22 protein-coding genes are annotated in these 24,321 nt (G+C 35.7%); 13 read left to right on the forward strand and 9 right to left on the reverse strand.

What is annotated here, in order from left to right:
• Nucleotides 1–93: IS3 family transposase (locus K9V48_RS22330; RefSeq protein ID WP_224141067.1), on the forward strand; the 93-nt coding region annotated here is incomplete at its 5' end.
• A gap of 189 nt (nucleotides 94–282) precedes the next feature.
• Here the strand turns inward: K9V48_RS22330 and K9V48_RS22335 are convergent.
• Entirely contained in the window at nucleotides 283–1,167 is an 885-nt protein-coding gene (locus tag K9V48_RS22335; RefSeq protein ID WP_224141334.1) for a LysM peptidoglycan-binding domain-containing protein, read from the reverse strand.
• A gap of 601 nt (nucleotides 1,168–1,768) precedes the next feature.
• On the opposite strand from K9V48_RS22335, the gene K9V48_RS22340 reads away from it, so the two are divergent.
• A complete protein-coding gene (locus K9V48_RS22340; RefSeq protein ID WP_224141335.1) occupies nucleotides 1,769–2,599 on the forward strand; it encodes a glycerophosphodiester phosphodiesterase in 831 nt (276 codons plus the stop codon).
• A 172-nt stretch (nucleotides 2,600–2,771) separates the two neighbouring features.
• On the opposite strand, the gene K9V48_RS22345 is transcribed toward K9V48_RS22340, so the two are convergent.
• From K9V48_RS22345 to K9V48_RS22355, 3 genes are all read right to left on the reverse strand, one after another.
• Nucleotides 2,772–3,158, reverse strand: a complete 387-nt coding sequence (locus K9V48_RS22345) for a 5-carboxymethyl-2-hydroxymuconate Delta-isomerase (RefSeq protein WP_224141336.1) — start codon at nucleotides 3,156–3,158, stop codon at nucleotides 2,772–2,774.
• A 258-nt stretch (nucleotides 3,159–3,416) separates the two neighbouring features.
• Nucleotides 3,417–4,157: a fumarylacetoacetate hydrolase family protein gene (locus tag K9V48_RS22350; RefSeq protein WP_224141337.1), complete on the reverse strand. Its 741-nt coding sequence runs from the start codon at nucleotides 4,155–4,157 to the stop codon at nucleotides 3,417–3,419.
• Nucleotides 4,154–4,948, reverse strand: a complete 795-nt coding sequence (locus K9V48_RS22355; RefSeq protein ID WP_224141338.1) for a fumarylacetoacetate hydrolase family protein — start codon at nucleotides 4,946–4,948, stop codon at nucleotides 4,154–4,156. Before K9V48_RS22355 ends, K9V48_RS22350 begins: the two co-directional genes overlap by 4 nt.
• A gap of 458 nt (nucleotides 4,949–5,406) precedes the next feature.
• On the opposite strand from K9V48_RS22355, the gene K9V48_RS22360 reads away from it, so the two are divergent.
• Together K9V48_RS22360 and K9V48_RS22365 are read left to right on the forward strand one after the other, a co-directional pair.
• On the forward strand, nucleotides 5,407–5,745 hold the full coding sequence (locus K9V48_RS22360) for a DUF485 domain-containing protein (RefSeq protein ID WP_224141339.1): 339 nt from the start codon (nucleotides 5,407–5,409) through the stop codon (nucleotides 5,743–5,745).
• 3 nt (nucleotides 5,746–5,748) lie between these two features.
• Nucleotides 5,749–7,305, forward strand: a complete 1,557-nt coding sequence (locus tag K9V48_RS22365) for a solute symporter family protein (RefSeq protein WP_224141340.1) — start codon at nucleotides 5,749–5,751, stop codon at nucleotides 7,303–7,305.
• Nucleotides 7,306–7,465: 160 nt separating this feature from the next.
• Here the strand turns inward: K9V48_RS22365 and K9V48_RS22370 are convergent, their stop codons facing one another.
• Together K9V48_RS22370 and K9V48_RS22375 are read right to left on the reverse strand one after the other, a co-directional pair.
• Complete coding sequence (locus K9V48_RS22370; RefSeq protein ID WP_224141341.1) at nucleotides 7,466–8,110, reverse strand: GntR family transcriptional regulator; 645 nt, start codon at nucleotides 8,108–8,110, stop codon at nucleotides 7,466–7,468.
• Between the two features lie 214 nt (nucleotides 8,111–8,324).
• Nucleotides 8,325–9,215, reverse strand: coding sequence for a LysR family transcriptional regulator (locus K9V48_RS22375; RefSeq protein ID WP_224141342.1), 891 nt, complete (start codon nucleotides 9,213–9,215; stop codon nucleotides 8,325–8,327).
• Nucleotides 9,216–9,533: 318 nt separating this feature from the next.
• On the opposite strand from K9V48_RS22375, the gene K9V48_RS22380 reads away from it, so the two are divergent.
• From K9V48_RS22380 to K9V48_RS22420, 9 genes are all read left to right on the forward strand, one after another.
• Entirely contained in the window at nucleotides 9,534–11,393 is a 1,860-nt protein-coding gene (locus K9V48_RS22380; protein WP_224141343.1) for a XylR N-terminal domain-containing protein, read from the forward strand.
• A gap of 135 nt (nucleotides 11,394–11,528) precedes the next feature.
• Nucleotides 11,529–13,043: a 4-hydroxyphenylacetate 3-hydroxylase family protein gene (locus tag K9V48_RS22385; RefSeq protein WP_224141344.1), complete on the forward strand. Its 1,515-nt coding sequence runs from the start codon at nucleotides 11,529–11,531 to the stop codon at nucleotides 13,041–13,043.
• 405 nt (nucleotides 13,044–13,448) lie between these two features.
• Entirely contained in the window at nucleotides 13,449–14,375 is a 927-nt protein-coding gene (gene hpaI, locus K9V48_RS22390; RefSeq protein WP_224141345.1) for a 2,4-dihydroxyhept-2-ene-1,7-dioic acid aldolase, read from the forward strand.
• A gap of 136 nt (nucleotides 14,376–14,511) precedes the next feature.
• Complete coding sequence (hpaE, locus tag K9V48_RS22395) at nucleotides 14,512–16,032, forward strand: 5-carboxymethyl-2-hydroxymuconate semialdehyde dehydrogenase (protein ID WP_224141346.1); 1,521 nt, start codon at nucleotides 14,512–14,514, stop codon at nucleotides 16,030–16,032.
• A 27-nt stretch (nucleotides 16,033–16,059) separates the two neighbouring features.
• On the forward strand, nucleotides 16,060–17,541 hold the full coding sequence (hpaB, locus tag K9V48_RS22400) for a 4-hydroxyphenylacetate 3-monooxygenase, oxygenase component (RefSeq protein WP_224141347.1): 1,482 nt from the start codon (nucleotides 16,060–16,062) through the stop codon (nucleotides 17,539–17,541).
• A gap of 13 nt (nucleotides 17,542–17,554) precedes the next feature.
• A complete protein-coding gene (gene hpaD, locus K9V48_RS22405) occupies nucleotides 17,555–18,544 on the forward strand; it encodes a 3,4-dihydroxyphenylacetate 2,3-dioxygenase (protein ID WP_224141348.1) in 990 nt (329 codons plus the stop codon).
• Between the two features lie 182 nt (nucleotides 18,545–18,726).
• Nucleotides 18,727–20,166 (forward strand): aldehyde dehydrogenase family protein, encoded by a 1,440-nt coding sequence (locus tag K9V48_RS22410; protein ID WP_224141354.1) that lies wholly within the window; start codon nucleotides 18,727–18,729, stop codon nucleotides 20,164–20,166.
• 16 nt (nucleotides 20,167–20,182) lie between these two features.
• Entirely contained in the window at nucleotides 20,183–20,641 is a 459-nt protein-coding gene (locus K9V48_RS22415) for a flavin reductase family protein (protein WP_224141349.1), read from the forward strand.
• Nucleotides 20,642–20,666: 25 nt separating this feature from the next.
• Nucleotides 20,667–21,551: an FAD synthetase family protein gene (locus K9V48_RS22420; protein ID WP_224141350.1), complete on the forward strand. Its 885-nt coding sequence runs from the start codon at nucleotides 20,667–20,669 to the stop codon at nucleotides 21,549–21,551.
• Nucleotides 21,552–22,045: 494 nt separating this feature from the next.
• On the opposite strand, the gene K9V48_RS22425 is transcribed toward K9V48_RS22420, so the two are convergent.
• The 3 genes from K9V48_RS22425 to K9V48_RS22435 all read right to left on the reverse strand — a co-directional run bounded on the left by K9V48_RS22425 (nucleotide 22,046) and on the right by K9V48_RS22435 (nucleotide 24,130).
• On the reverse strand, nucleotides 22,046–22,408 hold the full coding sequence (locus K9V48_RS22425) for a winged helix-turn-helix transcriptional regulator (RefSeq protein ID WP_224141351.1): 363 nt from the start codon (nucleotides 22,406–22,408) through the stop codon (nucleotides 22,046–22,048).
• 225 nt (nucleotides 22,409–22,633) lie between these two features.
• A complete protein-coding gene (locus K9V48_RS22430) occupies nucleotides 22,634–23,251 on the reverse strand; it encodes an IclR family transcriptional regulator (protein WP_224141352.1) in 618 nt (205 codons plus the stop codon).
• Between the two features lie 42 nt (nucleotides 23,252–23,293).
• Nucleotides 23,294–24,130 carry a helix-turn-helix domain-containing protein gene (locus tag K9V48_RS22435; protein WP_224141353.1) on the reverse strand — a complete coding sequence of 279 codons (837 nt, stop codon included), beginning with the start codon at nucleotides 24,128–24,130 and terminating at the stop codon, nucleotides 23,294–23,296.
• Between the last annotated feature and the right edge of the window lie 191 nt (nucleotides 24,131–24,321).

The following is a 24,321-nucleotide window of genomic DNA, read 5'->3' on the forward strand; positions in this document are numbered from 1 at the left end:
ATAGAGTATTATAATATCAAGCGTATAAAGAAAAAATTGGCAGGCATGAGTCCCGTTCAATACCGGATTCATACCAGCCAATTAGCTGCTTAATATAAAACTCTAACTTTTAGGGGTCACCTCAGAACTAAGGGTTTTATTTATAAGAATTTATAAGTTTTGACTTCGAGAATTGTCTAGCGAAAGGCGCCTAGCCACTCTTGAATTTAAGGTCAAAAACACCTTCTATTCAAGAACGTCTTATTTGCCTGAGGCTGATCAAGGCGCTTGCGCTTTTCTTAATTAATCTAAAATTTTAACTTGAACTTCTTTTCTACCCCATTTTTTTGCATGTGATTCTGAAGGGATAAATACGTCGATTTCGTTGCCGTTAATGCCGCCACCAATATCGCCCGCAATGGCTTCACCATAACCTTCTACATGAACGGTAGAACCAAGTGGGATTACGTCTGGATCTACAGCAATTACCTTTTTATCTGGATTTGCATGTAAATCGATACCTGTTTTCGTTGTTCCAGAACAGCCTTCACAGTTTGCTGTATAAGCTGTTGCTTCTACTGTTAACACTTTTTCAGTAGATTTTTCAGTCGGTTCTGTTGTTTTAACTGTTACCTCTTTTTCGGTAGATGTTTCAGCCGGTTCTGTTGTTTTAACTGTTACCTCTTTTTCAGTAGATGTTTCAGCTGGTTCTGTTGTTTTAGCCGTTCCCTCTTTTTTAGCAGGTACTTCAGCCGGTTTTGATGAAGCTTCCTCTACTTCTGTAGTATTCTCTTGTTTTTTCACTGTTGCGATTGAAGATGAAGTTTCTTTGCCTTTATCCTTATGATCAATGATTAGCATGTCACCTGGTTGAATAATATGAGAGTTAATGTTATTCCACTCTTTTAAGTCATGAATAGAAAGGTTGTGAGCTTGGGCAATGTCCCAAAGTGAATCGCCTTTCAGTATTTCGTAGTATTCTTGAATCGTTAATTTATCTTCAGGGTGTATAAGATCATCTGTTAAGTCGTTCCATTCTTGTAATTCTTCCACTGACACCTCTTTTTGTTCAGCAATATCCCAAAGTGTGTCTCCAGTTTCTACTGTAATTTCTTCAGCTGATGCGTTCCCAGCAATCCCTACAGATAGAGCAGCAACTGTAATGATTGATAAAATGCTTTTTTTCATTTTATTTCCTCCTCGTTTAGCTAAGTTGTTGCTAATCAATGAGTCTTATCTTAACATGAAAAACGAGTTTTTATAGGACAAGGAGCTAACAGTTGTATGACGTTGTTACAGTTATGTTATAGACATGTTACAAACTGTACCATATGTGACCAGACGTACCAGCTTTAGCTAAAGTTTCTCCATTTTATCCTCAATAGGAAATCTCTACCGTAAGTCGTATTAGAGTATTAGTCATATATGACAACATCAATACTAAACATCTAAATCATTCGGCGGAGTTGATGCAAAACGTCAGAATGAATAGTAAGGGTAACTAGACTTACATTTTAAAAAATACATGGATCATCATCACTGTTTTTAGGCAAAGTATTCGATTTGGATTTTCTTAGACTTGTCTGTCTATTCTCTTAACCCCTTTGGGAAATAGACTTGTATCGATTTTTAGTGAATATAGATAGTAGAGTTGTAAATAAAATTAAGTTGAAAGAACTAATTATTTTCACATAAACATTATTTTTTTGTAATTAAATCTACATACAGAGTAAACATTTCTTTTCTAAAATGATGGTTGTATTCATATTTAACGAAGGAGATGGAGAAAATGAAGAAAAAATTATTGGTAGGTGCGGGTGTTGCGTTAACCTTATTATTGAGTCCTTTAAGTCAAACTTTTGCAGCAGAATTTACGACAGGGGATTTAAGAAAGGTTGATAATGTTGCCCACCGGGGTGCTTCAGCATATGCACCTGAAAATACGATTTCTGCTTTTGATAAAGCGGTAGAAATGAAAGCAGATTACATTGAAATTGATGTCCAACGAAGCAAAGATGGCAAATTAGTCATTATCCATGATACGACAGTAAACCGTACAACGGATGGTACTGGAAAAGTTGGTGAATTAACATTTGATCAGCTTAGAAGTCTTGATGCAGGGAGTTGGAAAGGTGAACAATTTGCAGGTGAACAAATTCCGACATTTGATGAAGTTCTTGAACGATATCATGGTAAAATTGGTATTTTAGTAGAATTAAAGGCTCCAGAGCTTTATCCTGGCATTGAAGAAAGTGTAGCTGAAAAATTACGAGAACGTCATCTTGATAAACCACAAAATGAAAAAATAATCATTCAATCATTTAACCATGAATCAATGAAAAAAATGAATGATCTCGTTCCGAAGGTTCCGATTGGTGTGTTAACTTCTTCAAGAGCACACACAACAGAACAAGCATTACAAGAGTTTTCAAGTTATGCCGATTATTTCAATCCAAATTATGGAATTGTAACAGAAGAATTAGTTAATCAAGTTCATTCACTTGGCATGAAAATAGGGTCTTGGACAGTACGAAGTCAAGAGGCTGCCGATTTTCTATTAGATATAAAAGTAGATGCAATCATAACGGATTATCCTGATTATGTAGATCCGAGAAATTAATATGCTTATCTAGCTAAGATGGAAAAGTAGATTAGTGCTGAACTGGTATTGAAATGGTTAGAAAAAAGGAAATGAATAGCCCACAAATTAATGAAGAGAATAATTTGTGGGCTTGTAAGTTGATAAGCGGAGTAGCGTTTTCTTATTGAATTAGAAGCATCTCATGACGAAACTATTTTTTAAATCGTGAATGAATATTGTTCTGTTTATATGTGCCAGCCTCACTAAATTCAAAAAGCTCCATTGAGAGTGCCAGATAGCGCTTATTGTATAAACTGGAAAAATGGTCCTTGATTGTAGCAAATACTTCATCACATGTAGCCTTTTTTATGTCATCAGGTCGACCGGCACCAATCTTTAATGTTGCATGAACAAATGCATCATCTTCTTCACCATCAGCAATATAATAATCATTAAGCTCAATTGCACGTGATCGAATTCCACCAGTAGGAAAGATAGGGGATTTAGCAATCAAGATCTTGTTTACCTTTTCTAGAAGAAGGGGTATATTTGCTTCGTCCTTAATGTTATTTGTATATTCAACAACAAAATGTGGCATCTAATTCCTCTCCAATATCATTATTAATCGGCCAGAATAGATTGAAACGGCAGTAAAACGCCTATTAAATAATGGGGGATTTATCTATACCTTTTTTAAAGGATAAGAAAGTATAAATTTTTTGACTTAGTTTTCGTGTCCAGCTCCAGTGCCTAGCCCCTCGAGGTCATAAGCCACTCAGGAATTGAAGGCAAAGAACACCTTCTATTCCTGAGCGTCTTATGCTTGTCGGGGCTGAACAAGGCGCTTGCGCTTTTCTTAATCCCCGACAATTGTGTTAACAAGTCGCCCTACGCCTTCAACTTCTGTAATAACGACATCGCCAACTTTCGTATCGACAGAGCCCTTTGGTGTACCGGTAAGAATAATATCATTTTTATTTAGTGTCATGAAACTACTTAAATACTCTATTAACATTGGAATACTAAAAACCATATCCTTTGTCGTTCCTTCTTGCGTAATCGTACCATTTACATATGTACGCAATTTTAGATTCATTGGATCTTGAATATCCTTTGCATCCACAAACCAAGGACCGATTGGTGTACATGTATCTCGATTTTTCACCCTTAAATTTGGGCGATAGTAATTTTCTAAATAGTCACGAATAGCATAGTCATTTGCGACAGTATATCCTGAAACATAATCGTAAGCATCTTCCTGTTTTATGTTACGTCCAGAACGGCCAATCACAACGCCTAGCTCACATTCATAATGCATGTATGTGACATCTGCAGGACGATATGTTTCTGCCTGATGCCCAATAAAAGTGTTTGGTCCTTTTAAGAATACTAACGGTTCGGTAGGTGCTTTAAATGCAAGCTCTGCTGCATGATCTGCATAGTTTAGACCTAAGGCAAAAACAGTTCTTGGTTCAATAGGTGGTAACCATACTACTTCTTCTTCACTAACAATTTGACCATTATCTAACTTAAGATGACCATCTGTTTCTACTGCATGATGGATCGCTCCTTTAAATGCTACACGTGCATGCTTCATTTTAAATCCTCCTTTAAAGGGCAATTTACTTCTGCTTTGACGATGTTCTCTAATGCGCCAATTCCTTCTATTTCAATTCTTACAAGATCGCCTTCCTTTGCGAATGGCGGATTTTCCGGTACGCCGACTAGTACTGTGTCGCCCTCGTATAAAGTCATAAATGATGTAATGTCAGATATAAGTCGTGCTACTGGACGAATTAAATTAGCCGTTGTGTTTTGTTGCTTTAACTCTCCGTTTATAAATACTTGAATTGTAAGTTGATTCGGATCAGCGATTACATCACGTTCAATGATCCAAGGACCTACAGGACAAAAACCATCTCTTGCCTTTTGGCTAATTGCTGGTCGATAGACACTTTCGTGTGGAATACTGACATCGTTTACGATTGTGTACCCTGACACATAGTCTAAGGCTTCTTCCTCAGCTACATTTGTCGCGTTTTTCCCGATTACAACGCCTAGGGCTGCACCGATTTGAAGCTCGGAAACATCTAGTGGTAATGGGATTGGCGTATGAAAACCAGTAATTGTATTAATAGGTTTTATATATAAAATAGGAGCTTTAGGCGATTGTTTATAGGGTGCTTCATTAACGGCATCACCTAAAGCAGCAAGATCACCCTTATAGTTTAATAAAGTACCATATACTGTTCCAGTTATTGGAGCCCCTAGGGGGATTTGTGCTGTAGTAAATTGATTATCATTTAAATACATTGAGTTGCTTGATGGTTCAACTTTTATTTCTTCCGTGTTTTGATATCCGTTAAACCTCACGATTGCTTTACTCATGATCTTCACTCCTTTGGAAATGTTTATTGACGATAATAAGAAAATAGATTGAAAGGGTACAGGAAAAAGTAAATCATATATAAAATCATATATGATTATTATATAATTTTCAAACTATTTAAAAAATTAATTCGGAGTTGAGTTTAAATAAACCTGGTAAACGTTTTTTACATCAACTTTGAGTGGTATTATACTTTTTTTGTATTCAAACCATACGTAATTTATATTTTTCTATCAAACTTAAAGCATGATAGAGTATTTTTTGAAAGGGTTTTCAAGAGGGAGTTTTCTGATCTTGAAAATTCTAAATATGGGGAGGAGTTCGATCAAGTCGGATAAGCAATGTAAAAATAATCGTTTAAATTATTATTATCCAATGTATTTGAAAGAAACAATCTTTGATCAGAAAATGATTAAGTAGATCTTTTAGTTGCTATGAAAAAGGGGTGCTGATAAAGATGAATCAATCGAGTGAGAATGTTATTTATGAAGAGAAGGATCAACATGTTAATTATGACAGAATAGCTAAAACTGAGGAATTTAAACAACTAGTCTCAGAAAAGAAAAGGTTTATTCTGCCGTATTCAGTTTTTTATTTGTCTTACTCACTACTGTTACCGTTTCTTACATTTTATACAGACATATTAAATCATCAAGTAATTGGAGATATTACATGGGCTTGGATTTATGGTTTATCTTTTATCCCTGTGTCACTATGGGTGTGTAGTTTTTATGTGAAAAAAGCTGCTTATTTTGACGGCAAGGCTAAAGAAATTTTAGAGAAAGAAGGTCTGTAAGATATGGGGTTAAATGTCATAATTCTATTTGCCGTTATAACAGTCGGGACACTGCTGATTACGTATTTTGCTTCTAAAAAAACAAAAACAGCTGGTTCGTTTTATACAGCTGGAGGTGGTTTGACAGCTAGGCAAAATGGTTTAGCATTAGCTGGTGATTTTATGTCTGCTTCTACATTTCTTGGATTGATCGGGGCTTTTGCGTTAACAGGGTATGACGGATTTTTCCTAATGTATCCTGCGCTTGTATCTTTCCTAGTTATCTTATTTTTAGTTGCAGAACCATTACGTAATCTTGGTAAATATACTTTAGGTGATATGATAACTTCTCGCTATAAATATAAGCAAGTCCGTGGTGTAACCGCAATTAATACAATCGTCATTTCAATCTTTTATATGCTTGGACAACTTGTGGCGGCAGGTGCTTTGTTTAAATTATTATTAGGTATTCCGTTTAATGTTTCGGTTATCATCGTGGGAATCGGAATGTTAGCGTTTGTTCTATTTGGTGGTATGACAGCAACAAGCTGGGTGCAAATCATTAAAGCAATCCTCTTAGTTGGTGGTACATTTATTCTGTTTATCATGGTGATGTGGCAATTGAATTTTGATTTTATAGGAATTTTCTCAGAAATGAAGTCGGCTACACCGATTGGAGCAGATTTCTTAAATCCTGGTGTAAAATATACTAGTGGTTGGGATGCGGCTTCCTTAACACTTGGCCTTTTATTAGGAACAGCTGGGCTACCTCACGTTTTAGTCCGCTTTCTTACGGTACCAAACGCTCAAGTAGCTAGAAAATCTGTCGTTTGGGTTATGTGGATCATGGGTGGATTTCATGTCATGGTTATTTTTCTAGGCTTTGGAGCTGCAAAGTTAGTTGGAGTTCCGAATATTATCGAGGCTAATGCAGCGGGAAATATGGCCGCGCCTTTGTTAGCGCAGTTAGTAGGCGGAGATCTTATGTTTGCCTTTATTTCAGCTGTTTCTTTTGCAACAATCCTAGCTGTTGTTGCTGGTATCGTAGTAACTGGAGCAACTGCTTTTTCACATGATATCTATAACGAAATTTTAAAAGATGGAAAAGCGACGGAGAAACAGCAAATGAATATGGTTCGTATATCATCAATTATCATCACAATTATTTCAATTACCCTATCATTATCCCTTCAACAATTTAATGTTGCATTTTTAGCCTCACTTGCATTTACACTTGCTGCAAGTTCGAATTTACCAGTTATTTTATTTACAATCTACTGGAAAAAATTCAATAAAACAGGAGCAATATTCGGTATGTTAGTTGGCTTAATCGGGACACTAGTATTGGTTGCGTTAAGCCCAAATCTGTGGAATCCTGTACCAGGGGTCGCTTTATTTACTGGAGAACCAATTTTCCCGCTTGCTTCACCAGGTATTATTTCGATTCCATTAGGTTTCTTAGCTTGTTATATTGGAACGAAAATCGGTGCAAGTAAGAAATCGGTCGAAGAGGATAACTTTTCGGAAATTCTCATCAAGTCGAATACAGGAAGTGATGTAAAAGGTGTAGTTCAGCACTAATTGCGTGTGCAAAGTGTGATTAACAGGATAGAAGCAAAGGAAAGAGGCTATCTCATCAGGATCATATCCTTTAAGATAACCTCTTTTCTTGTTGCTTAGGAATTTATAAAATTCTTGTACTCTAGTTAAGCACACGATATCCAGCTCCAGCGCTTTAGTACTATTCCTGATCAATAAATGCTTGTAGGGTGTTTAACTTATGCTGTCTTGCTGTAGCTTCAATTTTTTGTAAATCCTTCCCTTCAGATAATAATTCAATTAGCTGGTCATGCTCTTGAATAGATTTTGGCGTTCGTTTTGGATAAAATGTAAACTCAGATTTTCTTACGGTATCTAATCGTTCCAGCAACTGTTGGATATTGCTCAACAGGAGTTTATTAGGACAGAATGAATAAATGTAATTATGAAACTGCCTATTGAGTTGTCCAATTTTTTCTAGATCGAAACTAGTAAGAGATTCTTTCATCTCCTGATTATATTCTTTGAGCTTTTCGATTCCATCATGTGTCATATAGTTACAACTTAAGGCTGTTGCATAGCCTTCAAGGAGTGCCAAAACATGAAGTGTTTCTTTATATAAATCATCGTTGATACCTCGGATGATTGCTCCAACGTTTGGTTTGTATTCAATGAATTGCTCAGATTCTAACTGGTGAATAGCCTCGCGAACGGGAATATGGCTGGAGCCAACTTCTTTGGCAATTTGATCAATTATAATTCTTTGTCCTGGAACATAAACTCCGTCTACGATTCTTGAGCGTATGACATCATAAGCAATTTGTCGTTTATTCGTTTTTTTCCTCATCGATTAATCCCTACCTTCTATGAGAAAAATATATATGATTTCATATATGATTTCAAATGCAGAATTGATCCAATTCTTAACGGACAGTAAAACACCTACCTCGAAATTCACGAGCAACAAAGAAGGTAGGCGGGATAACTGTCCGTAAAAATCGGATAAGTCTTGCTTCATTAAAATTGTAATAGGATGATAGATAGATAAAGTTAGTGTGGAATCAACCAGTAACCTTTGGAAAAGATTCAATTAATCGATGAGCACTTTTGGATAAATAACGATCTTTCAGCCAAATAATCGCGGATTCAGACATAATAGAAGCGTCTTCTAGTTCAATCGTAAGAGTGTTATTAGATTGATGTGATAAAAGGGTCGACTTTGGTACGATCGTTGCTCCGACACCTGCAGAAACGAGTTGTAGCAACATAGAAACATCTGGACACTCAAGAACTACGTTCGGTTCAAAGCCGTGATTTCGACATTCATTGACGACAAGCTCAAATTGTCCTTTTCCATTTATACGGTGTAAGAGTAATAATGGGAAGTCCTTAATATCAATCATTTTGATGGAAAATTTGTTTTTTATTTGATCCTGCCAAGTATCTGGAATAACCAATACATAGGGTTCTATTGGGAAGCGAATCATTGAAATGTCGCTCATTTCTAATGGTAGCCGAGTTATCGCTAATTCAATTTCTCTGTTTTTTAACAATTCGCCAATGTAAGAGGTATCTCCTTCTCTTAATTGGAACGTTACTTGCGGATACTTTTCTCGGAATTTTCGGATACGATCTGGTAAGTAAGCAAAGCATGATTTACTTGCGCCAATGGAAAGTACGCCTTTAATCCCTTCATCTGTTTCTTTCACTTCCACCATTGTTTCACTTACTTGTGATAGGATTCTTTTGGCTCTTTTATAAAGAACTTTTCCTGATTCAGTTAAATCTAGTGTTCTCCCATTTCGATCAAATAATTTAACGCCAAGTTCTTGTTCTAATAGTTTAAGTTGCTGACTGAGAGGAGGTTGTGCCATATGAAGTTTTTTTGCTGCACGAGTTATTTGGCCTTCTTGAACAATTGTACAAAAATAGTGAAGTTGTTTAATATCCATTTTTGTCCTCCTTGAATTTCTTGCTGCTGATAAAATGAGTGGTGGTTTGTCATTTGAAAAGGTATAGATTTTAATGTGTTTTGTCCTAGTTCAATCCCTTTCTACATAACTAAACAGGAATATCCAATATTTTCATATAATTTACCACATGTTACACTTATATGAAAGGGTTTACATATAAAACTTCATAAAAAGTCGATTGGAAGGATAGTTAAGTAGGGATCATCCACATTATGCTGAAAGTAATGGTACTTTGTATTTTATCATGGATTTAAAAGGATGACCTGCAGAAAAAATTTAGATAAGAAGGTGGAGAAGATGCAATTTCATCAACAAATGATAAAAGAAGACGGGGCGCTTTATCTTGAAAACGAAAGGATGATTTTGACTTCATCATCTGTTTTTGGAACACTCCGTAAAGACTTGATTGAAAATATTGGAATGGATCGGATGAAAGGATTTCTAATTCGTTATGGATGGAATTTAGGAATGAATGATGCAAAGAAGATGCTTCAAAAAGACCTCCCCTCTATTAAAGATATTTTACGACAAGGTCCAGTTTTACATATGATGCAAGGGTATACGAAAGTGAAAACTTCACATCTTCAAGTAGATTATGATTCGAATGGTTCAGTAAAATCTGTTCATGTTGAAGGAAACTGGTATAGTTCCTATGAAGCAGAAGAACATGTTCATCAATTTGGAACGTCACCATTACCAGTTTGTTATACACTGATTGGTTATGCGAGCGGTTATTATTCTGGTATTTGTCAGCATACTGTTATTTTTAAAGAAATAGCGTGTAAAGCTTCTGGAAATGAAACCTGTCAATATATTGGTAAATCCCTCCACGAATGGGGTGGGCAGGTAGATAATGAATTACAATACTATGAAAATAAAACAATTGTAAAAGAATTAGAACAAACATATGAGAAATTGCTTGAAGAACGTAATAATCTTTCGACCACACTCTCGATTCATAAAAGATTAACAGAAGAATTAATAAGCGGTAACGATTTGCAATCAATTGTGAATATTGTTTTTGAAACAACGAAACGTCCAATTGTTGTTGAAGATGTGGAGTTCGCTCCAGTTTCATTTGCGGGTCTACCTTCTAGTAGAGCGGAAGAAGTAGTGTCAGATCATAAAAATGATCGGCAGAATGGGGAGGATTTAAGTGGATATGCTCATCAAACACATCATTTCACTTATCCACATTATCAGCGACTTGTAACATCAATTGTACTTGGAAAAAGGATTGTTGGCTATTGTTCGTTTATCTATGACAAAGAATCTAAGGAACATACAGAAGTGGATCAAATGATTTTGGAAAGAGTAGCAACGGTTTGTTCCCTTTATATGCTAAATGAGAAAAATTCCTTTGAAGCATTGGAGCGGGTGAAGGGCCATTTTCTTGAACAAATCATTAACGGGAGTTTTTCCTCGAAAGGAGAAATAGTAAAGCGTGGCCGTTATGTGAATATTCCTCTAGATCGGCCTTATTATCTTATTTCGCTAAAATATAGTCGCTTCAATGAAACATTGGAAAATGAGTTGCATGATCACGAACAGATTATGGAGTTCGTGTTCACCTATTTTAAAGGTTGTTCAAATGTCCTAATTGGACAACGTAATGGACACATTATTATCCTGATGCAAATTGATTCAGAAAACGAAAATATTGTAAATGTAAATAAACGATTTATGAATTCGTTAGCGAAACGTTTTTTAGATTGCTCGTTCAAAATGGGAATTAGCACTTTAGCTGAAGATATCGATCGAGCAAAAGAATATTACGAAGAGTCTATTACAGCATTGCGGATGTCTACTTCTTCGAATAGAATCATTTGTTTTGAAGAGCTTGGCGTTGTTGGTATGTTGATTCACGCTCAAAATAAGGAACCGGTCAAACAAAAGGCGAAACATTTATTAGGACCACTATATGAAAAGAAGCAGGATCATGCAGAGCTCATTAAAACTCTATATGTATTTTTGGCGAATTCCTGTAATCTCGAGAAGACGATGGATGAACTTATGCTGTCTATGAGTGGATTGCGTTACAGAATAAAGAAAATCGAAACTTTACTAGGAAAAGAAATTCGTCATCCGACTGTTGGCTATCAACTATTTATTACATTACAGGTTCTAATCGTAGAAGGAGAGATAAAAATAGATTAAGAAAAAGATAGATAGCTTAACTAGAACCAACAGAAGTTGTCTTTTAAATGTAGAATATTAGACAGGTATTGTCATAGAATCCATTGTTATTATTTAGTTAATCAAAATAATCAAATGACAATGGAGGTTGATTTTATGTTAACTGGTAAAGAGTATTTGGAAAGCTTGAGGGATGGTCGTGTTGTTTATTTGAATGGGGAAAAGGTGGAGGATGTTACAACACATCCGGCTTATCGAAATTCGGCAAGATCAATTGCACGGATGTATGATGCTTTGCATGATCCAAAAACGGCACCGATCCTTACGACGGAATCTGAATTTGGATTTAAAACACATAAATTTTTCAAAGCTTCAAAAAGTGCACAGGAATTATTGGAAGCAAGGGATGCCATGGCAGAGTGGTCAAGACTAAGCTATGGATTTATGGGACGTACACCTGATTATAAAGCAGCTTTTACAGGTTCTCTTGGACCATATGCAGATTTTTATGAGGGCTTTGAAGACAATGCTAGAAGATGGTATAAAAAAGCACAAAAAGATGTTCCTTTCTGTAATCATACGATTGTTAATCCGCAATTAGATCGTGGCCAACCACTGGAAAAAAATAAAGAAGTATTTGTTCGTGCTGTTGAGGAAAGAGATAATGGGATTATTGTAAGCGGTGCCAAAATGGTAGGAACATCTGCAGCATTAACAAATTATAATTTCGTAGCGAACTTTGCACCTGTTCTTCCAGGAGATGATAGCCATGCGTTAATCTTCTTTGTTCCAATGAATGCACCAGGTTTAAAAATGATTAGCCGCCAATCTTATGAAGAAATCGCAACAAAATTAGGAACACCTTTTGATTATCCACTATCAAGTCGTTTTGATGAAAATGATGCCGTAATTGTATTAGACAATGTATTCATTCCGTGGGAAGATATTTTAGCTTACAGAAATATAGAAATTACGAATGGTTTCAGACCTAAAACTGGTTGGCTGAATCGTTATACATTCCAAGGATGTACGCGTTTCGCTGTAAAACTTGATTTTATGGTAGGTTTGTTGATGAAAGCAACTGAAGCTGCTGGCTCAAATCAATTTAGAGGGGTACAGGCAAGCATTGGGGAAGTCATTGCTTGGAGAAATATGTTTTGGTCAATTTCAACTGCAATGGCACTTGATCCAGAAGAAGCGCCTAATGGATATGTATTACCTAATAGCACATATGCGACTGCATATCGTACATTTGCACCGATGGTTTGGCCTAAAATTAAAGAAATTTTTGCTCAAGTTGTTGCTGGAGGACTTATTCAATTGCCTTCAAGTGCACAAGACTTTTTAAATCCTGAAATTCGTCAATATTTAGATAAATACTATAAAGGTTCTGATGGGATAACTGCTGAGAAACGTGTTAAATTATTAAAATTAGTTTGGGATGCGATTGGAACAGAGTTCGGGGGACGTGGTGAATTGTATGAAATTAACTATGCAGGGAATCAAGAGGGCATACGTTTAGACACCCTTAAAATGGCAGATACAGCTGGTCAATCAGCAAAATATAAAGCATTCGTTGATCAAGCTTTAAGTGATTACGACCTGACAGGATGGACATCAGATACTTGGATAAATTCAGAGAAAAGCGCTGGAAACATTGTATTTAACTGATAGTTATTGAGCTAGATTATGAAGTATTTTAAGAATGAAGATTAAATGATAAAGGAAGGTTTGCCACTAGGAATGATTATCTCTGATGGCAAACCTTTTCTTGTTTGATCATTGTATGTTCATTATGTGTGCTTGTAATGGGACGTACCTATTTTTATGTAAACATCGTGACCATAAGATCTAGCGCTAAAGCCTATTCTATCTAAGGTCAGGCCATTCATGATGGGCTTATGTGGCCTAGACGAATCAAGTTAGATAGATCACTTGTTCTATATGTTTTTCATATACAAAACGAACATTTTCAATATTTTCCATATGGTTCACAGCGTGTTACACTACGTATGAAAGGGTTTACAGAAAGAGTTTTCGCAAAATATCCACTAATTTAAAGGAGAGATTTATAGTATGTCTAGATATGATGAAGCAAAACAAAGATTAAGAGGATCAATATCACCAGTCATTACTCCATTTAATGAAGATGGATCAATTGACTTCGAAACATTTGAAAAATTAGTCAATTGGCATATTGAAAGTGGAAGTCATGGTATTTCAGTAACTGGAACTTCCGGAGAACCTAGCTCGTTAACAATTGAGGAAAGAGTTCAGGTAATGGAAACAGCAGCAAAAGTAATCGATGGTAGAGTTCCATTTATTCCAGGAACAGGATCGACAAATCATAAAGAAGCTCTTTACTTAACGAAAAAGGCACAAGAAATAGGTGCAGATGCAGTACTTGTTATTGTTCCTTATTACAATAAACCATCACAGCATGCGTTATTTAAACACTTTAAGGCAATTGCAGATTCAGTTGATATTCCAGTCATTCTTTATAACATTCCAGGAAGAACAGCAGTTAATTTAGAGATTGACACAATGGTGAAATTAAAAAATGCATGTCCGAACATTATCGGTGTAAAAGAATCAAATAAAGACTTTGAACATATTAACCGTGTGTTGTTAAAATGCGGAAGAGATTTCAACGTATACTCAGGAATTGAATTGCTTTGCTATCCAATGCTTGCAATTGGTGGAGCAGGACATATTAGTGCAACAGCAAATATCATTCCTGATAAAGTGGCAGAAATTTATAACTTATGGGCTAAAGGTGAAATACAAAAATCACAAGATCTTCACTATGAAATCATGGAATTAAACGATGTCCTATTTAAAGATACAAATCCAGCACCAATTAAGGCTGCATTAGGAATGATGGGTAAAATCAAGCCAGTTTTACGATTACCGATGGATTTACCAACACAAGAATTGCAAGATGAAGTAAGAAGTGTACTTAAACAACACGTAGATCTACCTGAGAATGTTCTATCAAAATAAATGAAGAGATCTATTAATTTAAGACTATGAATATAGAAGCAATCAATGCTTCTCTGATTGCTTCTATACTGTAGTCAATTACCCATCACCGAAGAAGGAAACTTTTATCGGAAATATGTTAAAAGGGGTGAAAACTTTGGTAAACAAAGTTACTGAAAAAAGTAGTGTACAGACAAGCTTAAAAGTAGAAGATGTGAAGTTATATATTAATGGTGAATTTGTTCAGTCACAATCTGGTACGACATTTGGAAATAAAAGTCCTTTTACGAATGAAATTATTAATAACATTGCTGAGGGACATAAAGAAGATATTAATCTAGCAGTTGCTGCAGCGAAAGACGCGTCTGACAATACGTGGGGAACAATGAAAATTGCCGAACGTATGAAGTATATCAATCGTATCGCTGATCTTATTGACGAAGAAAATGAAGAAATTGCGAGATTAGAGGCAATTGATACTGGTCTACCGATTGGTCAAACAAGAAATATGGCTGCACGTGCCGCTTCAAACTTCCGTTTCTATGCAAAAATGGTAGAGTCTAGACTTCATGGGGATGCTTATCAAGTAGATAATGAGTTTATTAACTATACGATTTATAAACCATTAGGTGTTGTCGGTTTAATTACACCATGGAATGCCCCATTCATGTTAGAAACTTGGAAAGTAGCTCCGGCACTTGCAACTGGAAATACAGTCGTTTTAAAACCAGCTGAGCTATCACCATTAACAGCGAATAAACTAGCTGAAATTATTGATAAAGCTGATTTACCAAAAGGTGTATTTAATGTTGTTCATGGCTTTGGTGAAACAGCAGGCGATGCACTTGTTAAACACCCTGATGTTGAAGCCATTTCGTTCACTGGTGAGACAGTTACAGGAACAACAATTATTAAAAATGCCGCAGATACTTTAAAGAAAACATCGATGGAACTCGGTGGGAAATCACCATTAATCGTTTTTGAGGATGCAGATCTTGACCGCGCGTTAGATGCCGCAGTATGGGGGATCTTCTCATTCAACGGTGAACGTTGTACATCAAACTCAAGAGTGTTCTTACACAAAAATATTAAAGAAAAGTTTGTTGAAGCATTAAAAGAAAGAGTCCTAAATATAAAAATTGGTGATCCAATGGATCCTTCCACAGAGCTTGGTCCATTAATTGAAACAGGACATTTTAACAAAGTAAGAGAGTATATTGAGATTGCAAAACAAGAAGGCTGTGAAGTTGTTCAGGGTGTTGTGCCTGAGGAATTTAAGGCAGGTAACTATGTTCCACCAACATTATTATTAAATGCAACTAACGATATGAAAGTTTGTCAGGACGAAATTTTTGGACCTGTCATGGCGGTAATCGAATTTGAAACAGAAGAAGAGGTTATTGCAGTAGCAAATGACATCAAATACGGTCTTGCAGGGTTCGTTTGGACAAATGATATTAAACGCGGACATCGTGTAGCACAAGCAGTAGAAGCAGGGATGATCTGGATCAATTCACAAAACACACGTGATCTTCGTATTCCATTCGGAGGTACGAAAGCAAGCGGAATTGGTCGAGAGGGCGGACATTACGCAATCTTTGAATTCTATACAGAACCGACAGTCATTCATGTCGCAATTGGTGACCATCACATTCCACAATTCGGAAAGAAAAAATAAACCATCAACATTTAGGGGGGCAAATTCATGGGAGCAAAAACAGGCAAAGAGTATATTGAGCGTTTAAAAAAGGCAAATAACAATATTTATATTCACGGGGAAAGAGTAAAGGACGTTACAGAACATCCAGGTTTAAAGGGCGTCATTCAATCGATGGCAAACCTTTATGACCTTCAGTTTGAAAAACCTGAAAAAATGCTATATACATCGCCAACAACTGGTGAAAAAGTAGGGACTACATGGTTACAACCTAAAACAATTGACGATGTGATGGCAAGACGTGAAGCGATTCAGGAGTGGGCACTTACTTCAGGAGGTATGATGGGACGTTCACCTGACTACCTAAATGCAGAAGTTATGGCGATGGGTGTTTCTAATGAATTATTTGCTGAAGCAGATCCAATGTTTGCTGAAAATGCACGTAAATATTACGAATTTGCTAGAGAAAATGATATCAGTTTAACACATACGCTTATTCACCCTCAAGTGAACCGTGCAAAAGCACAGAGTGAACAAAAGGATGCAAACGTATCTCTTCATCTCGTGGAAAAAACGGACGAAGGAATCATTGTTGATGGAATCCGTTTGTTAGCGACTCAAGGTGGGATCACGGATGAAATACTTGTTTTCCCTTCAACTGTTAAAAAAGCGGGTGAAGAAGATGATCCATATTCATTAGCATTTGCGATTCCAAACAATACTCCAGGTCTGAAATATATTAGCCGTGAGTCATTTGATTATGGAAAAAATGCTTATGATCATCCACTTGGATCTAGATTTGAAGAGGGAGATGCAATCGTTTCGTTTGAAAACGTTTTCGTACCTTGGGAACGAGTATTTGTTTGTGGAAACTCATCTATTTGTAATCGTACGTTCCGTGAAACAAATGCTGTTGTTCATATGTCACACCAAGTTATTTCTAAAAATATCGTAAAAACTGAATTTGTACTAGGTGTTGCTTTATCAGTAATGGATGCCATTGGAATTGATGGGTTCCAACACGTGAAAGACAAAGGAACAGAAATTATGCTAGCGCTTGAAGCGATGAAATCGCATCTTTACCGTGCTGAACACAACGCAAAGCTAGACAAATGGGGAACAATGACACCAGATTTTGAAGCATTAGATGCTGCTCGTAACTGGTACCCAAGAATCTATCCGCGTCTTGTTGAAATCTTACGTGTGTTAGGTGCATCTGGATTAATGGGAATTCCAACACAAGCTGATTTTAGTAATCCAGATATTGGAGCAATCGCTCATCGTGGATTACAAGGTAAAAATTTAGAAGGTTATGAGCGTGTACAACTATTCCGTTTAGCTTGGGATATTACAATGAGTGCGTTTGGAAGCAGACAAATGCATTATGAGTACTATTTCTTCGGAGACCCAATCAGAATGGGTATGACATATTTTGATAACTATGAAGCGAAAGATGTGTTGAAGGCTAGAGTGAAGGACTTCTTAGGAAATGCAGTAAAAAATACAAATACTAATTTTCTAAACGTATAAGGGGGATTTTAAAATGAGCGTAAATTTTGATATTATCCGTACGGCAAGAGCAATCCTACATGTAACTGATTTAGAAAAATCTCGTGAGTTTTATGTAAAAGGGCTTGGCTTAATTGAAACAGAGTCTGATGATTCTGCTATTTACTTAAGAGGTCTTGAAGAGCATGTTCACCATAGTCTTGTCTTGAAAAAAGCAGACACTCCGAATATTGAGGTAACAAGCTACAAAGTACGCTCTGAAGAGGATTTAGATCGATTAGCTGCATTATTTGAACAAAAGGGATTAAAAACAAAATGGCTTGAAGAAGGTAGTCAGCATGCAGTTGGACGTGCATTACGAGTTCAAGACATTTCAGGCTTACCGGTTGAGTTTTTTGCCAAAATGGATACAGCAGAAAGAATGCTACAACGATACGATTTATATCAAGGAGCGAAGGCACAGCGTATCGATCACTTCAACAATATGGTACCAGATGTACAAAAGGCGTATGATTTCTACATTAATGACTTAGGGTTTGCGTGTTCAGAGTACACGGATGATGAGGATGGAAAGCTTTGGGCAGCGTGGATTCATCGGAAACCAAGTGTACATGATGTAGCGTTTATGAATGGGAAAGGACCACGTGTTCACCACGTAGCTTACTGGTTAAGCGATCCAATGGCTCTAATTCAAGGATGTGATGTACTTGCAGCTCTTGGTTATGCAGACAATATTGAACGTGGACCTGCACGCCACGGTTTATCCAATGCGTTCTTCTTATATTTAAGAGATCCGGATGGACACCGTATCGAATTATACAATGGAGACTATTTAACAAGTGATCCAGATTTCAAACCAGTTCGTTGGGATTTAAATGATAAACGTCGCCAAACGTTCTGGGGAGCAGAAGCACCAGACTGCTGGTTTAATGAAGCATCAACTGTTTTAGATATTGAAACTGGAGAACAAATCACAACAGAGCCTGGAAAATTAAAGCAAGCTAAACCAGTGTTTGTTATCTAATAAACGAATAGACAATAGAAACTTTTAATTTAGAATTGGTGAAAGAACGGCATTTGACTGTGCGGCCAAACTCAGTAAATCTGTCGTTTCTTTTACTATTATTCTAAGAATAACATAATTAATTGAATAATGGAAATATAGAATTAGAGCGACGATAGTTGGATCGGAGGTGCTTGTCAGTGATAAAGAATGGTACGAATTATGAAAAAAAAATATTTGTTAATGGAAAATGGCTTGAAACAGAGAATTATTCCCTTTTAAAATCTCCTTACACGTTAGAACCGATTGCTGAAATTGCGATAGCTACAAAGGAAGACTTGAATGAGGCTATTTCAGCAGCACATGCTTCTCGAAAAAAGATGGCAAAAATGCCAATTCATCAGCGTTCAGCAATACTTGAGAAATTAGTTGTTTTGTTAGGAAATCGATTTGAAGAAGCAGCAACAATTATTGCCACCGAAGCTGCAAAGCCTTTAACAGCAGCAAGAGAAGAAGTAAGGCGTACAATTCAAACATATAAATTTGCTGCTGCGGAAGCAACACGTATTGGTGGCGAAACGATTTCTTTAGATGCGGCACCAGGAGGAGAGAATCGATTAGCTTACACAGTGAGAGAGCCGCTTGGGGTTATCGGTGCAATCACACCTTTTAACTTTCCTATGAATCTTGTTGCACATAAGATTGGTCCTGCAATTGCTGCAGGAAATACAATCGTATTAAAGCCTGCCATGCAAACACCGCTATCTTCCTTCTTCATTGCAGATCTCTTGCAAGAAGCAGGGCTTCCAGATGGAGCTTTAAACGTTGTGACAGGCAGTGGGAAAATAATTGGTGATGGAATTGTCATGGATGACCGTGTCAATATGATTACATTTACCGGTAGTCCTGCTGTTGGGATTGGAATTAGAAATCGCGCTGGCTTAAAACGCGTAACGTTAGAACTAGGCTCTAATGCGGCTGTCATCATTGATAAGGGGATTGATCAGGAAAAGGTCGTAGCGAGATGTGTTCAAGGAGCCTTTAGTAATCAAGGACAGGTATGTATCTCTTTACAGCGTATTTATATCCATGAGGATGAGTATGATGAATTTGTAAAAAAGCTAGTTGATGAAACGAAGAAATTAAAGGTAGGGAATCCACTCGATGAAGATACGAATGTCTCTGCTTTAATTTCAGAGAACGATGTGGAAAGAACACTATCATGGATTAAAGAAGCGAAAGACGGTGGAGCGATTATTGCAACCGGAGGATACGCAGAAGATAATGCTCTATATCCTACGGTCATTTTGAATGTCCATCCAAACATGCAAGTTTCTTGCCAGGAAGTATTTGCTCCAATCGTTATTGTAAACAAAGTAAAGTCAGTGCAAGAGGCAATTGGTCACGTAAACAATTCTAAGTATGGCTTGCAAGCGGGAATCTACACAAATGATATTGCACAAGCTTTAGATGCAGCGGATGAATTAGAAGTAGGTGGAGTTATCATTAATGACATCCCAACCTTCCGTGTCGATCATATGCCTTATGGTGGCGTGAAGGAAAGCGGTACAGGTAAAGAAGGGATTAAATATGCAATTGAAGAAATGACAGAAATGAAATTAGTCATTATCAATCGTAACTAAAGGAGTGTAGTGAAAAATGGATGATCGTAAGTTTCGAAACGCAATGGGAAAATTCGCGACAGGTGTTACCATTATTACAACTTCAGTAAACAATGAAGCACATGGTATGACAGCCAATGCATTTATGTCAGTTTCACTTTCTCCTAAACTAGTGTTAATCTCTATTGGGGAAAAGGCGAAAATGAATGAGTACATTAAAGAATCAGGGAAATTTGCTGTCAGTATTTTATCAGAAGATCAACAAGAGATGTCAATGATTTTCGCTGGTCAAATAAAAGAAAAGCGTGATGTTGACTTTAAATGGATGAATGAGTTACCAGTAATTGATGGTGCACTTGTTAATCTGACATGCAATGTTCATAATTCACATGTTGAAGGTGACCATACACTATATATTGGAGAAGTTACAGATATTTCATTAAATGATGGAAATCCTCTATCATTCTTTGAAGGTCAATATAAAAACATTAGCTAATCTAAAAAATTGGGGTGATGAAAAAATGGAAGTTGTAAATTTAAACCAACCTCTTGATCTTACAGTTTCACTTAATAGTGAACCGTGTGTCATGGCACTTGGCTTTTTTGATGGTGTACACAAAGGACATAGAAAAATTATTGAAACTGCAAAAGAAATTGCCGAAAAGGAGAAAATTAAATTTACCGTTATGACATTTTTTCCTCATCCTAGTAACATCATTAGTAAAACAAAAAAAATAGATCATTATCTATCACCTTTGTCTGTAAAAAAGGAAATGTTTAAAAGTTTGGGAGTTGAAAAATTATTTATTGTAAATTTTAATGCGGATTTTTCGAAATTTTCCCATCAACAATTTGTAGAGCAATATATAGTAGGGTTAAAATGTCAACATGTTGTTGCAGGTTTTGATTTTACATATGGTTTTAAAGGATTAGGTAATATGCAGGAAATGGTGTCAGATAGTAATGGGAGATTTCAAATCACAACAATAAGTAAACTTGAACATAATCATGAGAAAATTAGCTCAACAATTATTAGGGAAAAGTTAAAACTAGGTGAGGTTCATCATATCCCTCTATATTTAGATGATTATTATTCAATTAAAGGGAAGGTTGTTCGTAGTGATCAATTAAATTGTAATGAATCAATAGTAACAATTGAAATTGATCATAGTTATTACTTACCTAAAAAAGGTTCATATAAAGTGAAAGTGGCATCAGACTATTCAAGTTCCTCTGGTACAATTGATGTACGGAATCATAATACAGGTGCGATTGAAGTTCAATTAGATAATAGTATTATGCATTTTAATGAAAGTAATATTACGTTGTATTTTATCAAACAAGAGATAGGTGAACAAAAAAATGGTAAGACCGAAGAATATGACAAAATGTCTATAGTTATATAAGAGATAAAAATAATATCAAAATGTAACAAATAGCTTTAATGTCGATTCGATTTTTAATGAAAATGCAACGCTGTGCTCTTATTGCAAAAAGATTTCTGGATTTTTATAGCCCTTAGTCAGTTGGTAAAGACTAAGGGCTTTGTTTAAATTAATATGAACTTCTTTTTTCTCCCATCTTTGGCCTGGAATTCTGAAGGGATAACTACGAAATTTTTGTTTTCGTTAAATTACTGTCAATATCTCCTGTGATTACTTCACCATAACCTTCCACATGAACTGTCGGACAAGTACAGTAGCTTTCAATCTATTTATTCAAAAAAACAATGTTTAGGCGTATTTATACAAAAAGTAAAATCGGAAGTGTTATATATGATTTAATAAGTTGCTTTTTTCTAACTATTCCATTTAATGGTAGTTATCATTTTAAAAAATGACATAAGGATAAAGGTGTTTTTTAGGAGGCGCTCATTTGAGTTTTTTTCATTTAAGAAACATTAGTTAGCGTCCTCGATAAACTTTGTGTGCTCTAAATATTTTTCACGATAATTTTTACCCCACTCATACATCGATTCAAGAATAGGCATTAATGTCTTTCCTTGTACTGTTAGAGAATATTCAACCTTGGGTGGTACAACAGGATATATCTTGCGGTGAACGATTAAATCTTCTTCTAATTCCCGTAATTGGTTGACAAGCATTCTCTGTGTTATTTCAGGAATTAGGGATTTTAATTGACCGAAACGGAGGGTTCCTTTTTTTCCTAAGTGCCACATAATCAACATTTTCCACTTGCCACCAATTACATTTAATGTTAATTCTTTTTCGCAGTTAAACGTTTTTTCATCAAAACGACTCATGTCGATCACCTTATTCTGTTATTTTTATAACCAAGAATATACAGACAGTAACTGAAACACTGTTAGTACTTTGAAACATTCTTAAAAAATTTATACCCTAACAATCCATCCTAATTCTTCAGATATAGCCTTAGAGTAATTTGTGATAGTATCAATAAATCTATTTAAATCTTCTCTGCGATACTCAGTGTCGATGGACATACTAACTGCTACTACTGTATCTTCCTATGAAAAGATAGGAGCTGCAATGCTGGTCATTCTAACAATTTTCTCTCCATAAGAGAGTGCAAATCTATAATTCTTTATCGTTCTTAATTCTGTTTCCAAGTTATTTCTGTCTTTTACTACGTTTTGATTTATTAGTTCTGTAATAATCTTGTCTCTTAAACTAAGATTTACATTAGCTAAAATAACTTTGTTAGCCGCATCGACAGATAGAGGCAGACGTTTCCCCTCTACATCTGTATTACAATTATAGATTGGATTTAATGAATTAACACAATCAATAATTACACCTTCAGACCCTTCTGCAATTGATAAGTAAACACTTTCCTTCGTTTCATTTGATAGTTTAATTAAAAAGGGCAAAGAAGCACTTCGCACAGCCCTATTTTCTCTTACGGATAACCCTAACTCCATGATTTTAAATCCAAGACGAAATTTCCGAGTTTCCCTATTCTGAACAGCGAAACCAACTTCACACAAACAATTAAGTAATCGATGGACAGTTTGGATTGGAATAGTCAGTTCCCTGCTGATTTCTGTAGTGCTCCATTCTTCTTTTCCGTCTTTTGGTTTTAATAAAGCTAAAAGCGTCATTGATTTATGGATAACCCCGGCCATTAGAATCCCTCTCCTATTATAAAATAATTAACTTTTGGAACCTTAGATTCTGACTAATGTTTTTTTATATTGTTTAGGTGTTAAATTCATCATTTTTTTAAAACCTCTAATAAAATGTGCTTGATCATAATATCCATTCTCGTGAACGATATCTAATAAGTCAGAGCTACCTATTTCACTACCAGTTTCGAGAAATCTATTTAAAGAATTTTGAAATTTAACAATTTGACAAAATTGTTTTGGGGAAAATCCAATATATTCCTCGAACTTTCTGCGAATATATTGTTCAGAGTATCCAAGTTGATTTGCTAAGTGGTTTATATTTGATGTGCCATTAGATGAATAAATTTTTTGAATAGCATAATTAACAATCTTTTGATCATCACTAATAGTAAAATTAGCCCTATTTAAAAACTTTTCAAAACGTTTAATCCTTTCTCCAAATGATTTACCAGCTGCTATTACTTCTTCAATAGATGAATCTGCGGACATCACATTAAATAATGGAATTTGTTTATCTAAAAGCTTCCTCATTGAATAATTCAACTTTATTACTGCTTGTTCAGGGAAAAATCTAACGCCAAAATACTCACAGTCATTTTCGAAATTTTGTTGCTGACGTCGTTGGAGCGGACTTGTCCAGAGAAAAGCAGATGGGTTTCTTGAGTTACAACAAAACAAAATATCAAAACAGCCATCGGGAATTAGGGAAAGAGAGATTGGTAATTCCTTGTTTGTTTTAAATTGGTAAAATAATGCAATATCTTTACTGATTGAGCTGTATACAGGTTTTAATTCTATGTAAGCATTGGTGTTAATTTTGATTTCAGGTTGAAAAGGAAAATAATAATTTTCTTTTAAGTTCATTACGGTAGTCAAAATTAATCCCTCCAATATTTAGGAATATATAAAACAACATATTTGAATCATTTTATAGTTTTAGTAGAGTTAGTCTTAAAAGTGGACACGTCGAAATGAGAATAAAGATATAATATAGATAATTTAATTAAAGGACGTGTTCAAATGGGGAAGCACCATACTCGAGAGTATAAAGAATATGTATCAAAATT

The organism is Metabacillus rhizolycopersici, from assembly GCF_020075705.1.

Bases quoted from the DNA above. Each gene is read 5' to 3' on its own strand.
- K9V48_RS22420 (WP_224141350.1), top strand. From the start codon at position 20,667: ATGGAAGTTGTAAATTTAAACCAACCTCTTGATCTTACAGTTTCACTT.
- K9V48_RS22415 (WP_224141349.1), top strand. From the start codon at position 20,183: ATGGATGATCGTAAGTTTCGAAACGCAATGGGAAAATTCGCGACAGGT.
- K9V48_RS22335 (WP_224141334.1), bottom strand. From the start codon at position 1,167: ATGAAAAAAAGCATTTTATCAATCATTACAGTTGCTGCTCTATCTGTA.
- K9V48_RS22430 (WP_224141352.1), bottom strand. From the start codon at position 23,251: ATGGCCGGGGTTATCCATAAATCAATGACGCTTTTAGCTTTATTAAAA.
- K9V48_RS22375 (WP_224141342.1), bottom strand. From the start codon at position 9,215: ATGGATATTAAACAACTTCACTATTTTTGTACAATTGTTCAAGAAGGC.
- K9V48_RS22365 (WP_224141340.1), top strand. From the start codon at position 5,749: ATGGGGTTAAATGTCATAATTCTATTTGCCGTTATAACAGTCGGGACA.
- hpaB (WP_224141347.1), top strand. From the start codon at position 16,060: ATGGGAGCAAAAACAGGCAAAGAGTATATTGAGCGTTTAAAAAAGGCA.
- K9V48_RS22350 (WP_224141337.1), bottom strand. From the start codon at position 4,157: ATGAAGCATGCACGTGTAGCATTTAAAGGAGCGATCCATCATGCAGTA.
- K9V48_RS22355 (WP_224141338.1), bottom strand. From the start codon at position 4,948: ATGAGTAAAGCAATCGTGAGGTTTAACGGATATCAAAACACGGAAGAA.
- K9V48_RS22370 (WP_224141341.1), bottom strand. From the start codon at position 8,110: ATGAGGAAAAAAACGAATAAACGACAAATTGCTTATGATGTCATACGC.
- K9V48_RS22360 (WP_224141339.1), top strand. From the start codon at position 5,407: ATGAATCAATCGAGTGAGAATGTTATTTATGAAGAGAAGGATCAACAT.
- K9V48_RS22425 (WP_224141351.1), bottom strand. From the start codon at position 22,408: ATGAGTCGTTTTGATGAAAAAACGTTTAACTGCGAAAAAGAATTAACA.
- hpaI (WP_224141345.1), top strand. From the start codon at position 13,449: ATGTCTAGATATGATGAAGCAAAACAAAGATTAAGAGGATCAATATCA.
- K9V48_RS22385 (WP_224141344.1), top strand. From the start codon at position 11,529: ATGTTAACTGGTAAAGAGTATTTGGAAAGCTTGAGGGATGGTCGTGTT.
- hpaD (WP_224141348.1), top strand. From the start codon at position 17,555: ATGAGCGTAAATTTTGATATTATCCGTACGGCAAGAGCAATCCTACAT.
- K9V48_RS22345 (WP_224141336.1), bottom strand. From the start codon at position 3,158: ATGCCACATTTTGTTGTTGAATATACAAATAACATTAAGGACGAAGCA.
- K9V48_RS22340 (WP_224141335.1), top strand. From the start codon at position 1,769: ATGAAGAAAAAATTATTGGTAGGTGCGGGTGTTGCGTTAACCTTATTA.
- K9V48_RS22380 (WP_224141343.1), top strand. From the start codon at position 9,534: ATGCAATTTCATCAACAAATGATAAAAGAAGACGGGGCGCTTTATCTT.